Below are 14,265 nucleotides of genomic sequence, written 5' to 3' on the forward strand. Positions count from 1 at the left end.
ATAGCGATGTATACATTCAATCCAACCACCATTTAGACCAATCATCTCTGTGCAACTGCCGTAGAGTAGCAAAAGCACTGTCATTATTCTGCAGTTTTTCAAACACTGCCAGTAACATGGTCGTGGCCAATTTATCAACTTTCTGAAATTTACTATAGCGTTTTCGCATATTTCTCAAGCTATCATCGGTGCCGATACGAAAATAAGTAAGACCATCGTACAGAGGCAAGTCACCAGCATAAAGCATATCGGTTTTTTCAGTTAGCAATGGCATAGATTCAGCATTAGTGGATAACTGCAGAAAGTTTTTGGTTTCATAAGTACGTAAAGTATTCATTAGAGTTACGACATTCATCAAGATAGCTGCTCTATGAGTATTGTTTGAATGATCAATAAACGTATCGCAAGCAGAGACAATCCAGCGCAACGACAGATGTGTCAATAAATAGTCGCTCTCTGCTTCCCATAGTCTTTCAAATTCAGCGAATGTTTTATCTATTTTGTACTTACGGCGCATTAGTATAATAAGCGTGTTGTGATAAAAGCAGAGCTCAGACTCACCAAGCGATTTGTATTTCAAGTTATTCAAATGGTTTTCTAAATCTGTGCTTTTACGCTCATTAGTTAATGCTTCCATATCACACATTGATTCAGTAATGGTTGTTGCTTTCATCTCATCAAAGCTTCTATCATTATAGGTTTTGATAATCTTACCCGCATTCAGTCTTTTTTCGCTTCGAAAGATCAATATCAATTTTCTCTGCCAACTTGAAGGTGTAGCCATGTTATCAAAATCCTTTAAAAATATATAAAGATATTAGCGCCTTAATCTCTATGATATAAGCCTTAAAGAGCGTTGTTATTTGTTTAAACTGAATAATATTGTCTATACCAATCGACAAATTGCTTAATACCATCTTCTATACTAGTCTCCGGTTTAAAGCCAGTATCCTCTATCAATTCATCTATATCGGCGTAAGTAATCGGTACGTCGCCTGCTTGCATGGGCAGTAAATTTTCTTGCGCTTTTTTGCCACAAGCGTCTTCAATGGCAGTAATAAAACGGCGCAAAGTGACAGGCTGATTATTACCAATGTTGTAAATCTTGTAGGGAGCAGCTGCAGTCGTAATAGTAGAATGCTGGGGCGAAGGCGCTTTATTAATTATACGAATAATGCCATTGACGATATCATCAATGTAGGTAAAGTCACGCTGCATATCACCATTATTAAATACATTAATTGGCTCACCAGCTAGAATTTTCTTTGTGAACGAAAAATATGCCATATCAGGTCGACCGTAAGGACCATAAACAGTGAAGAACCTTAACCCTGTCGTAGGGATATTATATAAATGGCTATAGCTATGTGCCATAAGCTCGTTAGATTTTTTGGTGGCGGCATATAGGCTGATAGGAAAATCAACGCAGTCAGACGTTGTGAATGGCTGCTTAATATTCATACCGTAGACAGAACTGGAGCTGGCATAGATCAGATGCTTGATATCATGATGACGGCAGCCTTCAAGTATGTTAACAAAGCCAACCACATTTGAGTCGATATACGCATTAGGGTTTTCGATAGAATAGCGCACACCTGCTTGGGCACCTAAATTAACAACCGTATCAAATTGATAGGTTGCAAAAAGCTCAGACATGGCTTCACGATCAGCCAGATCTAACTTAATAAACGTAAAAACTTCTGAATCTGATATCTCACTTAATATTTTCAACCGCGCTTCTTTTAGATCTACATCATAATAATCATTGATATTATCAATACCAACGATACAGTAATCCCTAGCAGATAGATCTGTTTCTAGTATCGTCTTGATTAAATGAAAACCAATAAAACCTGCCGCACCAGTGACCAGTATTTTCATCAGTCACTCCCAAATAGATCTCGAGTAAACACTTTATCCGCTACGTCCTGTATATCAGTTGATAAACGATTAGCAACGATTACATCGCTCATCGCTTTAAACTCACTCAAATCTTTAATGACGCGCGAATTAAAAAATTCTTTTTCTTCTAGTACTGGCTCATAAACAACGACTTCTATACCTTTGGCTTTAATACGTTTCATAATGCCTTGAATAGCCGAGGCACGAAAATTATCAGACCCACTTTTCATAACCAATCGATAAACGCCAACGATTTTAGGGTTTCTTTGAATGATCTTATCTGCAATAAAGTCTTTACGGGTGCGATTAGAGTCTACAATCGCTCTTATTAAATTACTTGGCACCTCATCATAATTAGCCAATAATTGCTTGGTGTCTTTTGGTAGACAATAGCCGCCGTAGCCAAATGAGGGGTTGTTATAGTGATCGCCGATACGTGGATCTAAGCCCACCCCTTCGATGATTTGCCTAGTAGATAAGCCAAAAGTCTGTGCATAAGTGTCAAGCTCATTAAAGTAGGCCACGCGCATAGCTAGATAAGTGTTAGAAAATAGTTTGATTGCCTCAGCTTCAGTGGGCTTAGTAAATAGTAATGGAACATCCTTTTTTTGCGCGCCTTCGATGAGTAGGTCTGCAAACTGCTGGGCACGTTTGGACTGCTCTCCGACTATGATTCTAGAAGGGAAAAGGTTGTCATGCAAAGCTTGGCCTTCTCTTAGAAATTCAGGAGAAAATATAATACGCTCAGTGCCATAGCGCGCTCTAATACTGAGCGTAAAGCCGACGGGTACGGTCGATTTGATAATGATGAGGGCGTTTTGATTAACGGTGAGTATCTGCTCAATTACAGTTTCGACGCTTGAGGTATTAAAATAGTTGGTTTTGGGGTCATAATCAGTAGGCGTTGCTATAATAATAAAATCAGCATCTTCATAGGCTTGCTTTGCATCAAGAGTTGCACTGAAATTTAGTTTTTTATTTGCCAAGAAGTGTTCGATATCTTTGTCTTCGATAGGGGATTGCTTATTATTTAGCAATTCTACCTTTTCAGCGACAATGTCGACAGCGATAACGTCATGATGCTGCGCTAACAGCATTGCATTCGATAAGCCTACGTAGCCTGTACCTACTACTGCTATTTTCATAAAGTATCCAAGGTCTCTAAGTTAAAGTTGATGCAATATATGGTTGCTCTAAGACGTTAGTTTGCACTCGTTAGTAGCGATGAGGGTAAATATGCCGAAAATTTATTTGTCATAGCGGCTGTAACCTTCTGATAAGAGTCAGAGTTAAGACGGTCTAAGCTTTGAATGCAGCCATACTTATAATCACTATTATCTAAGTTAGATAAAAAACTCTCAACGCTATCTTCGTTCTTCAAGTAATTAACCGCTATATCAGCTCGTAAATGGGCTTGGCTCTTCTGTATTTTGAGATGGTTCATCAGAGTAATAGGGTTCACCTGAGCAACATCTCTAAATTTATACTTTATTTGTGTCTCTAAAAGCTGTGGGTGCTGTAGCAGATAGTTTTTTAAGATCGTTTTATCAACAATATGAGGAAAATGATGAATCTCAAAAAACTGATCCATATCAAGCACTTTTGCACTGAGCATCTGCGCGATGGTATGTCTTGGCTGAATAGACGTACCTAATAGTTTAGATTTAGCTTTACGAAAGTTAAGTTTGGCATTTAAAGCTGCCGTGTTGCGCCAATGACCGTGCAAGATAAGCTTATCTTTCTCTATAAAATCCTCTAGAGTTGCAGACTGGTTAAAGAAAAAATCATCGTTCATATAAATAAAATAATCAGACACATCCGCTATATTCCAAAGCATTGTTTCAATTGAGCGAGTATTGAACGTTGGCAAAAACTGCTCGTAACCCTCAAAAAGCTCTGTATGATCGATGATTTTTATCTTATCACCTGCACAAATTCCTTGCTTAGCGAACTCATCTATAAACTCAGGCTGCTGCCCGTCACTAACAATATAAATATGACGACAAAAAGGTACGTACTTCAAAATAGAAGCAAGGTTGTAATAGATTTCATCATTACTGGCAAAGCGGGTTGAGCTAGTAGCGTCAGAGGCAGCGCTAGAGGTTTTTTGATAGCGCGCTCTTTTTGCTTTGAGCTGTGCATCATCACCGTCCACCCAAGCGATAACAACGTCTATTTGCTTTTTATTCTCTGCTCTCATGGCTTTTCTCATAGATTCACTGCCAATGCTCTTGCAGCCAAGGACTCGGCAAGACACGCCGATACCATTTACCGCCGCCACCTTTGATGGCATCCGGCGGATTGATCTCACCATGGAAAATAACGATTTTTGCACCATCAGGCAACGTCGGTGCACGTAAGAAATTCAAAGGAGTAGGCGCCATACACTGATATTTAAAGCTGACGCACCAGTCTTTATCCCAGTACTCTAAGTGATGATGCTCACGCAGATAGTTAGACAAATAAGCCTGCTCATGGCGAACTTGCGTGCGAATGGTATTAAAGTTACGCTCAAAGTTTGCTAGCAAATCAGGATACGTGCCCATACCGATATTAAAACGATAAACAGAGCTATTACCAATCATCCGCCATGGTTTTTTCCAGTCACGGATGATAACCACGCTGTCATCAAACTCCGCCTTATAAGTAAAAAAGCTGTCGATATTATCGACAATAACGATGTCGATATCTAAAAATAGCGCCACGCCTTTTAGATCATACAGCTCAGGCTTAAAGGTTGTAAGCTTTTTCCAGCCGCGTTCAGGTCCCGCTGGCAAATCCATCTCGGGTATCGGGTAGCACTGTACCGCCTCATTAATACCTGTACTATCATCCGTCAAGCAAACCATCTGAAAGTCCAGTGTCAGATGGCGACTGACCATATTATAGAGACGATTGACATACTCAGGACCGTACTTATCGCCCCATTTCATACAGATGATATAGCGTGACTCTGCTAGGTGGGCAGAGTCTTGGTCTTTTAGAGTATGGTTAACGAAGTCAGATGTCATAATTGACTCTTTTTAATAAGATGAAAACATGAAGCTTAGAAGATGCTATATTTGATACCGCTATATTGAGTCTACTATAAAAGATAGCGCAATTAAGTCTTATATCTTTTATCCTTAGCCGATTTTAGAAAGGCTTGTAGCTTGCTACTATCAGCGCGATAAGGATTGCCAAGATTAGGAATGCGTTTAAAGCGGCGATAGCCCCACATATAATGGCTACATTGATCTTCAATCATCTCTTGCATGGCAATATTCAGAGCATGAGTCGCAACTTCTGTGTTGCGATCATAAAGCGCTGGATCATCGAGCTTATAGCAGTAAATATCAAATCCACGATTATCATCACGGCGAATACAAGACAGACCGACTAGGGCGCACTTGGTTTTGCTAGCAAGTTTAGGGGCGAGGGTACTAGTCAAAGTCTTAACGCCAAAAAAAGGCACAACCACGCCGCCTGAAGGCTCAGGAACATGGTCGGGTAAGATAATACTAAAACCGCCTCGTTTAAGCGTTTTAAACACTGCTTTGACACCGCTACCATCTGTAGGCACCAACGTTGCATTGAGACGCGCACGCCCTTGCAGAATAAACTCATTAGCGAATCTGCCGTCTACAGGCTTGTACATAATAGTTGGCGAACCAAACTGATTGAGCCAAGCGTTCATCATCTCCCAAGTACCAAGATGAGGAACGATAGCAAGCATGCCGTTGGGATTGGCTAAGCCTTCTATTAAGATCTCTTGGTTATGCACCTCTCGTATCTGCTCAATGCTCCATTCAGGCGGCATCGCCCAACTCTTGATAGACTCGACGCTACTTAGACACTGATGACGGACGATATCTTTGATAACGGTCTTTTTTTGCTTAGCCGTTAGGGCAGGTTCGATGAGTGCCATATTGATCTTGATCGTACGAACGATACTCAAGTTTGGCAGGCGCATCATTATCCTAGCAGTAATACGTGCCAGCATCTGCAATACAGATAAAGGCACGTATTTGAAGATCTGATACGGATTCATAATGAATCACAGTAATAAGAGATACTCATCACCAGATCAGCTACTGAGCAGGTTTAGTGGTATCTGCTTGAGCTTTTTCACGCAGACGGATACCAAGATCACGCAATTGCTTACCCTCAACAGGAGCTGGAGCTTGAGTCAATGGATCTTCAGCAGTCTTGGTTTTTGGGAAGGCGATGACATCACGGATAGAGCTTGCGCCGACCATCAGCATAATGAGGCGATCCAAACCAAAGGCTAAACCACCATGCGGAGGCGCACCGAATTTTAGAGCATCAAGTAAGAAGCTAAATTTCTCTTCGGCCTCAGCCTCATCAATACCTAGCGCTTCAAATACCGCTTTTTGCATCTCAAGGGTATTGATACGTAAACTACCGCCGCCAATTTCAGTACCGTTTAACACCATATCATAAGCGATAGAAAGTGCTGATTCAGGATTGGTTTTTAATTCTTCAACAGAACCTTTTGGCTTGGTAAAAGGATGGTGCATTGACGTCCATTTGCCATCATCCGTTTCTTCAAACATTGGGAAATCAGTCACCCAAAGTGGCGCCCATTCACAGGTCAGCATCTCTAAATCTAGACCAATTTTTTGACGTAGTGCGCCGATTGCATCGTTTACCACGCTGGCTTTATCGGCACCAAAGAAGATAATATCACCGTCTTCTGCCGCTGTGCGTTCAATCAAGCTTGCCAATACGTCATCAGTCATATTTTTGATGATGGGTGATTGTAGACCAGATTCTTTATCCACGCCGTTATTGATATTGCTTGCGTCATTGACTTTGATATACGCCAAGCCGCGCGCACCATAAATACCCACAAACTTAGTATAGGCATCAATTTGCTTACGGCTTAATGACGCGCCGCCAGGAATACGTAGAGCAGCAACGCGGCCTTTAGGATCGTTGGCAGGACCAGCAAATACTTTAAAATCAACGTCTTTCATTAAATCAGCAACGTCAACCAATTTTAATGGAATACGTAAGTCAGGCTTGTCTGACGCATAGTCACGCATCGCTTCAGCGTAAGTCATACGCGGGAAGTCTTCAAACTCCACATTCATCATGGTTTTAAATAGATGTTTGATAAGGCCTTCGTTGATATTCATGATTTCTTCTTCGTTCAAGAAAGAAGTCTCAATATCGACTTGGGTAAATTCAGGCTGACGATCCGCACGTAAGTCTTCGTCACGGAAACATTTAGCGATTTGATAATAACGATCAAATCCTGACACCATTAACAATTGTTTAAATAGCTGTGGCGACTGCGGTAAAGCAAAGAAGTTTCCTGGGCGGGTACGTGAAGGCACCAGATAATCGCGCGCGCCTTCAGGGGTGGCACGAGTCAAGATAGGGGTTTCAACGTCTAAAAAACCATGGTCGTCTAAATAGCGACGAATGGCTGAAGTGGCTTTGGCACGAAAAACCATACGCTCTTGCATTTGCGGACGGCGCATATCAAGGTAGCGATACTTTAGACGCAAGTCTTCTGATACCGTGGTTTTCTCATCATTTAATGGGAAAGGCGGGGTTTCAGATTTTGCCAATACTTCGATTTCTTTGCCCAATAATTCTACTTGACCACTGGTCATATTATGGTTTTCAGTGCCTTCATAACGGCGGCGTACGCGGCCCGTAATTTTTAACACATATTCAGGACGTACCGCATCAGCAGTTGCAAACGCTTCTGGCGTGTCTGGGTCAACGACGACCTGCAAGATACCTGCGCGGTCACGCATGTCTAAGAAAATTACGCCACCGTGATCGCGACGACGATGTACCCAGCCTACGATACTAATGGTTTGCTCAAGTAAGCTTTCGGTTACGGCTCCGCAATATTCGTCTCGGTATTCGCTATGCGTCGTAGTGCTTTGCGTCATAATATGGTTATCCAGTTGTCAGCCCAATAATTCGAAATACAATAAAGCAGCCATTATCGTGTGATACCAGCGCCGCGCGATTTTAGCCTCAGCTAAAAAAGCACAAATAACGTGATTAAGACAAATGGTCATCACGTTGGCTGCAGAAAATTTGGTGTAAACGCATATTATGCCTAATCTGCCTTTGTTATACAACCAGCGGTTGCGATACAAACAGCGGAGGGCAAGCAATGCCAAACAAAGAGGGCAATAGTAGATGATTATTATACTCATGGTATGCTAACAATGTGCTGTTCATAATGTGTGCATGGCATTTATGCCCTAACATTGATGATAAGTTAAATATTGTCACTTTGCTTGAAAAAACTGGCCAGCGTGCGCATATCAGGCTAACTTATAAAACTTTATTAACATCCTTTTAATTATCATTTCACTTATCAAGGAATTCTGCTCATGCTTTTTCATCCTTCTAAAAATCCTGTTGAGCTAAGAGTTATTCATCTTAATAAAAGCCAAGAGCAACGTCGTGAACACCTAATGGAGGCGACGCAGGGTAAAGCGGCGCTTAAACAGCTGAAAAAAACCATGGCGAAAAAAGCCAAACAAGCATTAAAAGTAAAAAACAAAAGCAAAAATAAAAAGAATAATAGCGATGATAAACAACAAGTCTTTGTGCTTGATTTTGACGGCGATATCAAAGCCACGGCGGTGAAGCATTTACGCGAAGAAATCAGCACCCTCATCAGCACTGCCAATAAAGGCGATGAAGTCGTCGTGCGCCTAGAGTCGGGCGGCGGCTTAGTTCATGGCTATGGCTTGGCAGCTGCTCAATTGGCCCGCTTAAAAGATGCCGGTCTAAAACTCACCGTCTGTGTCGATAAAGTCGCGGCGAGCGGTGGTTATATGATGGCCTGCGTCGCTGACAATATCGTTGCCGCGCCATTTGCGGTGATTGGCTCAATCGGCGTGGTGTCGCAATTACCAAACTTTCATAAATGGCTAAAAAATCACGACGTCGATTACGAGATGTTTACCGCAGGCGACTACAAACGTACCGTCACGGTATTTGGTGAAAATGACGCCGAAGACCGCGCCAAATATCAAGAAGAGCTTGAGCAAACGCACGAGTTATTTAAGCATTTCGTCAATACTTACCGTCCAACATTGGATGTTGCGAAAGTAGCCACCGGTGAGCATTGGTATGGTGAAGATGCGCTCAAACTCAATTTAGTTGATAGCTTACAAACCTCAGACAGCTACATTTTAGAACGTATGGAAGATAATGAGGTGTACGCGCTGCATTCACGCCAAAAACCAACGCTGGCAGAAAAATTGGGTTTATCACAAGCGGCAGAAGCCGCGGTAAATATGGCGGCTGATAGATTGCCCGATGCGTTGGCACGTTTTGACCTAAACAGCCGATTAAATATCCTAAAATAACCTTGCTTATTTTGTGATTTCTTAATAAACAAGAGTTTGTACATTTGTTTATATTTTTTACTTTGTTTGTATTTTGTAAAAGGCGTGTCCTAGCGGGTCGCGCCTTTTTTGCTGTGTATTGCTAAATGCTGTGTTATAAATGTGGCATACAGAACAGAGTATACGTACGTACACTATAAAACTTTTATAAAATCTCGATGTGAATTTTATAAAAGTCATTAACCATCAGCAAAGAAAAGGATGTCAGCTATGTCTAGCGATACATTAATTTTTAGCGCCAGCGAACATGGTCAGGCCATGTATGCCAAAGTCAAAGAATTTATCGAAACCCAAATCGAACCAATAGAAGCACAGTTTTGGGCGGAATGTCATGCACAAAACCCTGATGGTAATTGGAAAAATTGGCACTGGCCAGAAAAGTATGAGAGCCTACGAAAGCGGGCGCGTGAAGCGGGTTTATGGAATTTATTTTTGCCAGATGACACACTGGGCGCTGGGCTGTCGGTTACTGATTATGCACCGATTGCCGAGCTGACAGGGCGCAGTTTGCTTGCGCCTTATGTCTTTAATTGTAATGCCCCTGATAGTGGCAATATGGAGCTGTTATGGCGTTATGGTTCTAAGGAGCAGCAAGACAAGTGGCTCACGCCTATATTAGAAGGTAAGACGCGCTCGGTGTTCTGTATGACTGAACCTGATGTTGCCTCAAGTGATGCAACCAATATGCAAGCGACGGCTGTCGTCGATGGCGATGAGATTGTTATCAATGGTAGCAAATGGTGGTCATCAGGTCTTGGTGACCCGGCGGTTGATGTGTTGATTGTCATGGCTTATACCCCTGATGAAAATAAAGACCGTCATCATCAACATTCGATGGTATTGGTACCTGCTAAGAGCGCGGGCGTCAATATTGAGCGTATGTTAAAAGTATTTGGTGATTATGATGCGCCGCATGGTCATGGTGAGGTTAGCTTTGATAATGTACGTGTGCCCGTTGATAACTTTATCGGTGGGCCTGGTATGGGCTTTGAGATTGCGCAAGGCCGCCTAGGGCCAGGCCGTATTCATCATTGCATGCGCTGCATTGGTGCTGCCGAAAAGTCTTTAGAATTGGCAGTTAAGCGCGGGATGCAGCGTACCGCTTTTGGCAAGCCACTGCTACAGCTGGGCGGTAACTTTGAGCGTATCGCTGACGCGCGTATTAAAATTGACCAAGCACGCCTGCTGACTTTATATGCGGCGCAAAAAATGGACGCGAAGGGCACCAGAGCAGCGTTGACTGAAATCTCTGCCATTAAAGTGGTTGCCCCAACGGTACTACAAGAAGTGGTCGATATGGCGATTCAGATTCATGGCGGCATGGGCGTTTGCCAAGATACGATGTTGCCCGCTTTCTTTGCGCAAGCACGGGCGCTACGCTTAGCGGATGGTCCCGATGAAGTCCATAAAACCATGATTGCCAAATTAGAATTGAAGCGTCAAGGTTTTAGCCGCTCGTCTAAACCTGCTAAAGCTTAGGACACGCCCTAAAAACCCTGCTAAATTATCATTTAAATTATATGACCAAAAATTCACTATCGATTATTTGATAGTGAATTTTTAACTCTTAAGCTTTTATAACCAACAAATAACTTGTAAAAAATAAACGACCACACGATAAGGAATGTCTTATGGCAACTGAAAACCATGCCAACAGCAGCGCTACTGATAATCAAACACGAAATAAAGTCTTGGACAAAGGCGGCGAAGTGCGCGCGGGCGAAGAGCTTGACGCCAAAGCAGTCAGCGACTGGCTACGCGAGCAAGGCGTTGATATAAAAGGCGAGCCAACGGTGACGCAATTTTCTGGTGGCGCTTCAAACTGGACCTATCGTTTGCAATATAACGGCGAGGGCACAGAGCAAGATTTGATTTTACGCCGTCCGCCAAAGGGCACCAAAGCCAAATCAGCGCACGATATGGTACGCGAATATACCGTTCAAAAAGCCTTAAAAGATGCTTACCCATACGTGCCAAAAATGGTCGCGCTGTGTACTGAGGAAGACGTTATTGGCGCGGATTTTTATGTCATGGAGCGTATGGAAGGCATCATTCCGCGCGCCAATTTGCCAAAAGGCGTTGATTTAAATCCAGAGCAAACGCGCGCCTTATGTACCAATGTCATCGACGCTTTGATTGAATTGCATGAAGTCGATTATACCGAGCATCCTGATTTGGTAAATCTTGGTCGCGGCGAGGGCTATTGCGAGCGCCAAGTGACGGGCTGGGATAAGCGTTATGTCAAAGCCAAAACGCCCAATGTGCCAAGCTTTGCCTTAGTGCGTCAATGGCTTGGCAAGCACACGCCCGCCGATAGTAAAACCTGCCTTATTCACAACGATTGGCGCTTTGATAATGTGATTTTGGCGGCTGACGATCCGACCAAGGTCATCGGCGTGCTCGATTGGGAAATGGCAACCCTTGGCGACCCTTTGATGGATTTGGGCAGCGCTTTAGCGTACTGGATTGAAGAAGGTGATAACATCATCATGCAGCAATCACGCCGCCAGCCAACACACTTAAAAGGTATGATGACCCGCGATGAAGTGGTGGACTACTACCTTAAAAAGACGGGCCTTAAGATAGATAACTGGACTTTTTATGAAGTGTTTGGTCTATTTCGTCTCGCAGGTATCGTGCAGCAGATTTACTATCGTTATTATAATAAACAAACTACTAATCCAGCCTTTAAAAACTTTTGGATTATCGTTCATGTCTTACATGCCAAATGTCTAAAACTGATTGCTCAGTATGAAGGCGAAGCGTTATTCACGAGCCACGTGCAGCCGCACTTGCAAGATATGGGCGTCGATGCTGCCATGATTGAGCAACTGCCAAGTCCGATTCAAACGGTTATCAAAGGCATTTTGCCAAAGAGTTATTTTGGAAAAAAGTCTTCTAAAGCTGAAGAATAGACGTTTTAAATGCATAAGTTTATTAAGTCTAAAAAATTAGAAAAGTACGATTAATAAGGCAATGTTTTATGACAACCATACTTTTAGCCCGTCATGGCCAAGCGTCATTTGGGCAAGAGAATTACGATCAACTCTCAGAGCTCGGCAGTATTCAAGCGCAAATGCTGGGTCAACATTATGCCACGACCCAACGCCGAATCGATGCGATTTTTACCGGTAGTTTGGTCAGGCAGCAAGACTCTGCACGGCATTTTTGGGAGAGTTATCAGTCATCTGTTGGCACCGATAGCGACATGGCGGGCCTGTCTGCTATCAATCTAAATGACCCTGATAGCTATGTACTGCCACAATTTGATGAGTTTAATCATAAAGATGTACTCATAAAATCGAACCCTGCTTTTGGCAGTCGCGTGGGAATTGCCGCTGAGATTGCCAAAGCAGAGGTGCCAGTAGTGCGTTTGGCAGAGTTGTTCGACACAGCAATGCAGCGCTGGCATGCGGGCGAAAATGACAGCGATTATATCGAGAGCTGGCTGCAATTTAGCGAGCGCGCAAAACAAGCGCTTGAGCAAGTACGTCTACAGATTTCTAAGTTACAGTTAGACCGTGATAGTACGGTGCTTGTTTTTACTTCGGGCGGTATCATCGCTGCTATCACCGCGCAGTTATTGCAACAAGGTAGCTCTACTGCCTATCAAATCAATAAAAGCTTGGTCAATACAGGCGTGACTTCTGTTACCCTAAAAGAGCAGAGAGCGCGGTTGTTGTCTTTAAACGAATACAGCCACTTATTTGCTGATGGCAAACGCTTTGTGACATGGCGCTAAAAAAGTCGCTGGCAAAACATTAAAACGGGAATTAAGTCGATAATTAAAATGGTGCTAAAGCGGTTACTGTAAACGGGTAGCCGCTTTTTTGCGTTAGAACTCAGGATTGTTAGCGACAAAATGATTTAATGCTAGGGTGCTTTAAATAGATTGAGTATTTAGTTTAGAGTATAACTGCTAAACTCACTCTATAGATTTGCGCTATGATAGGCAATCGACGTTAGCTCGCGACGTTATCTCACATCGCTACTAAACTTTGTTACTAAACATTGATACCAACAGGATGGTTTATGAAAAATGCATTGACAGGTTTGGTCACCAACAGCGCTAAACAGCGTAAAAACCAGTTAATTAGTGCCATTCAGCCAGCGCGCTATCTTAAAGGCTTAAATAAGCAGCAGGTTGGCCGCGGCAAAACAATTTTAATCACTGGCGCCAGCTCAGGATTGGGCGAGGGCATGGCACGATTGTTTGCCAAACTTGGCTATAACTTGGCCATTTGTGCCCGCCGTACTGATCGTTTAGAAAATTTAAAATCCGAGCTATCGGCGCAGTATCCTGATATCCGCATTGAATACCGCGTCTTAGATGTCAGCGACTATGAGGCGATATTTGAAGTATTTGATGCCTTCGCGGCGGATTTTGGCCACATCGATCGCGTGGTGGTTAATGCAGGTATTGGCGATAGCCGCCGTATCGGTAAAGGGCGCTTTGATACTAATCGCAAAACCGTTGAGATTAATTTTATCTCAGCGCTCGCCCAATGTGAGGCAGCGATGACTATTTTTCGCGCCCAAAATAGCGGTCATTTAGTTGTGATTTCAAGTATGTCAGCAATGCGCGGCTTGCCTAAGCATTTGACCGCTTATGGCGCAAGTAAGGCGGGCTTGGCGCATTTAGCAGAGGGCATTCGTGCGGATATGCTATTAACCAAACTGCCCATTCAGGTGTCTACAATTTATCCAGGTTATGTGCGCACAGAAATCAATGAAAACGCCAAGCCTTTACCGTTTGAAGTTGATGCCGAAACAGGTACAAAGGCCATTGTAGCGGCGATTGAGGCGGAAGTAGACGAAGCTTGCGTACCAAGCTTGCCTTGGTCGATTGTTGGGCAAGCCATGAAGCATTTGCCATTACAAGTGGTTAATAAGGTCAGCTGATCTCAATTGTTTTGCTGTTTATAGCAGAAGTCGTAAAAGTAAAATTAAGTAACCCCAGTTCGGGATAAGG

General features: G+C 43.0%; 12 protein-coding genes. 5 read left to right on the forward strand and 7 right to left on the reverse strand.

What is annotated here, in order from left to right:
* Nucleotides 1–16: 16 nt before the first annotated feature.
* From B4240_RS00320 to aspS, 7 genes are all read right to left on the reverse strand, one after another.
* Complete coding sequence (locus tag B4240_RS00320; RefSeq protein WP_102077171.1) at nucleotides 17–784, reverse strand: hypothetical protein; 768 nt, start codon at nucleotides 782–784, stop codon at nucleotides 17–19.
* Nucleotides 785–867: 83 nt separating this feature from the next.
* Nucleotides 868–1,881, reverse strand: coding sequence for an NAD-dependent epimerase (locus tag B4240_RS00325; protein WP_102077170.1), 1,014 nt, complete (start codon nucleotides 1,879–1,881; stop codon nucleotides 868–870).
* Complete coding sequence (locus tag B4240_RS00330; RefSeq protein ID WP_102077169.1) at nucleotides 1,881–3,047, reverse strand: nucleotide sugar dehydrogenase; 1,167 nt, start codon at nucleotides 3,045–3,047, stop codon at nucleotides 1,881–1,883. Before B4240_RS00330 ends, B4240_RS00325 begins: the two co-directional genes overlap by 1 nt.
* A gap of 56 nt (nucleotides 3,048–3,103) precedes the next feature.
* On the reverse strand, nucleotides 3,104–4,102 hold the full coding sequence (locus B4240_RS00335; RefSeq protein ID WP_102077168.1) for a Stealth CR1 domain-containing protein: 999 nt from the start codon (nucleotides 4,100–4,102) through the stop codon (nucleotides 3,104–3,106).
* 16 nt (nucleotides 4,103–4,118) lie between these two features.
* Nucleotides 4,119–4,835, reverse strand: coding sequence for a glycosyltransferase (locus B4240_RS00340; RefSeq protein WP_414707054.1), 717 nt, complete (start codon nucleotides 4,833–4,835; stop codon nucleotides 4,119–4,121).
* Between the two features lie 170 nt (nucleotides 4,836–5,005).
* Nucleotides 5,006–5,932, reverse strand: a complete 927-nt coding sequence (locus B4240_RS00345; RefSeq protein ID WP_102077166.1) for a lysophospholipid acyltransferase family protein — start codon at nucleotides 5,930–5,932, stop codon at nucleotides 5,006–5,008.
* A gap of 40 nt (nucleotides 5,933–5,972) precedes the next feature.
* Nucleotides 5,973–7,814, reverse strand: coding sequence for an aspartate--tRNA ligase (aspS, locus tag B4240_RS00350; RefSeq protein WP_296236213.1), 1,842 nt, complete (start codon nucleotides 7,812–7,814; stop codon nucleotides 5,973–5,975).
* 453 nt (nucleotides 7,815–8,267) lie between these two features.
* On the opposite strand from aspS, the gene sohB reads away from it, so the two are divergent.
* The 5 genes from sohB (at nucleotide 8,268) to B4240_RS00375 (ending at nucleotide 14,195) form a co-directional block, all read left to right on the forward strand.
* On the forward strand, nucleotides 8,268–9,254 hold the full coding sequence (gene sohB, locus B4240_RS00355; protein WP_296236214.1) for a protease SohB: 987 nt from the start codon (nucleotides 8,268–8,270) through the stop codon (nucleotides 9,252–9,254).
* Nucleotides 9,255–9,521: 267 nt separating this feature from the next.
* Nucleotides 9,522–10,772, forward strand: coding sequence for an acyl-CoA dehydrogenase family protein (locus B4240_RS00360; RefSeq protein ID WP_414707055.1), 1,251 nt, complete (start codon nucleotides 9,522–9,524; stop codon nucleotides 10,770–10,772).
* Between the two features lie 152 nt (nucleotides 10,773–10,924).
* Nucleotides 10,925–12,208 carry a phosphotransferase family protein gene (locus B4240_RS00365; RefSeq protein ID WP_296236216.1) on the forward strand — a complete coding sequence of 428 codons (1,284 nt, stop codon included), beginning with the start codon at nucleotides 10,925–10,927 and terminating at the stop codon, nucleotides 12,206–12,208.
* Nucleotides 12,209–12,276: 68 nt separating this feature from the next.
* Nucleotides 12,277–13,035 (forward strand): histidine phosphatase family protein, encoded by a 759-nt coding sequence (locus B4240_RS00370; RefSeq protein ID WP_296236217.1) that lies wholly within the window; start codon nucleotides 12,277–12,279, stop codon nucleotides 13,033–13,035.
* A 290-nt stretch (nucleotides 13,036–13,325) separates the two neighbouring features.
* Nucleotides 13,326–14,195, forward strand: a complete 870-nt coding sequence (locus tag B4240_RS00375; RefSeq protein WP_296236218.1) for an SDR family oxidoreductase — start codon at nucleotides 13,326–13,328, stop codon at nucleotides 14,193–14,195.
* The last annotated feature ends 70 nt before the right edge of the window (nucleotides 14,196–14,265 follow it).

Origin of the sequence: Psychrobacter sp. UBA5136 (genome assembly GCF_002414005.1) — a bacterium.
Classification (GTDB): Bacteria; Pseudomonadota; Gammaproteobacteria; order Pseudomonadales; family Moraxellaceae; genus Psychrobacter.

Excerpts from the sequence above, each read along its gene's own strand:
- B4240_RS00325 (WP_102077170.1), bottom strand. The coding sequence starts at position 1,881 with ATGAAAATACTGGTCACTGGTGCGGCAGGTTTTATTGGTTTTCATTTA.
- B4240_RS00320 (WP_102077171.1), bottom strand. The coding sequence starts at position 784 with ATGGCTACACCTTCAAGTTGGCAGAGAAAATTGATATTGATCTTTCGA.
- B4240_RS00375 (WP_296236218.1), top strand. The coding sequence starts at position 13,326 with ATGAAAAATGCATTGACAGGTTTGGTCACCAACAGCGCTAAACAGCGT.
- B4240_RS00330 (WP_102077169.1), bottom strand. The coding sequence starts at position 3,047 with ATGAAAATAGCAGTAGTAGGTACAGGCTACGTAGGCTTATCGAATGCA.
- B4240_RS00340 (WP_414707054.1), bottom strand. The coding sequence starts at position 4,835 with ATGAAATGGGGCGATAAGTACGGTCCTGAGTATGTCAATCGTCTCTAT.
- B4240_RS00370 (WP_296236217.1), top strand. The coding sequence starts at position 12,277 with ATGACAACCATACTTTTAGCCCGTCATGGCCAAGCGTCATTTGGGCAA.
- B4240_RS00335 (WP_102077168.1), bottom strand. The coding sequence starts at position 4,102 with ATGAGAGCAGAGAATAAAAAGCAAATAGACGTTGTTATCGCTTGGGTG.
- B4240_RS00345 (WP_102077166.1), bottom strand. The coding sequence starts at position 5,932 with ATGAATCCGTATCAGATCTTCAAATACGTGCCTTTATCTGTATTGCAG.
- aspS (WP_296236213.1), bottom strand. The coding sequence starts at position 7,814 with ATGACGCAAAGCACTACGACGCATAGCGAATACCGAGACGAATATTGC.
- sohB (WP_296236214.1), top strand. The coding sequence starts at position 8,268 with ATGCTTTTTCATCCTTCTAAAAATCCTGTTGAGCTAAGAGTTATTCAT.
- B4240_RS00365 (WP_296236216.1), top strand. The coding sequence starts at position 10,925 with ATGGCAACTGAAAACCATGCCAACAGCAGCGCTACTGATAATCAAACA.